Origin of the sequence: Chryseobacterium sp. BGARF1, assembly GCF_001677955.1 — a bacterium.
Lineage (GTDB): Bacteria > Bacteroidota > Bacteroidia > Flavobacteriales > Weeksellaceae > Chryseobacterium.
This window is the reverse complement of sequence record NZ_LELA01000198.1, coordinates 1-255: the sequence shown is the minus strand read 5'-3', so window position 1 is coordinate 255 and position 255 is coordinate 1. Positions and strand designations below refer to the sequence as shown.

Annotated in this window: 1 protein-coding gene; it reads right to left on the bottom strand. The window is 42.7% G+C overall.

Annotated elements, in window-relative coordinates; genetic code table 11:
• Positions 1-255 (bottom strand): helix-turn-helix domain-containing protein (locus tag AB671_RS21545; RefSeq protein WP_185114151.1); only part of this gene is annotated, 255 nt, incomplete at both ends.

Below are 255 nucleotides of genomic sequence, written 5' to 3'. Positions count from 1 at the left end.
TTTGCTGCCGAAAGAAGAAAATGATTCGGTGCCGGGATTAAGTCTCTTTGCTTCAAAATCCGGTAAACACTAGATTCTGAAATAAAAACACCTTGCTCATCGGTAATTTTGTAGGCCAGTTCCCTTGCAGACAATTCGGTGTGTTCCAAAGCGATTTCTACCACCAGATCTTTCTGTCTTTCAGGAATGCTGTTCCATTGTCTTGTGTTTGCCCTTTTCGTAGTTTCCAAGCCATCATAGCCGTATTCGAGGTAG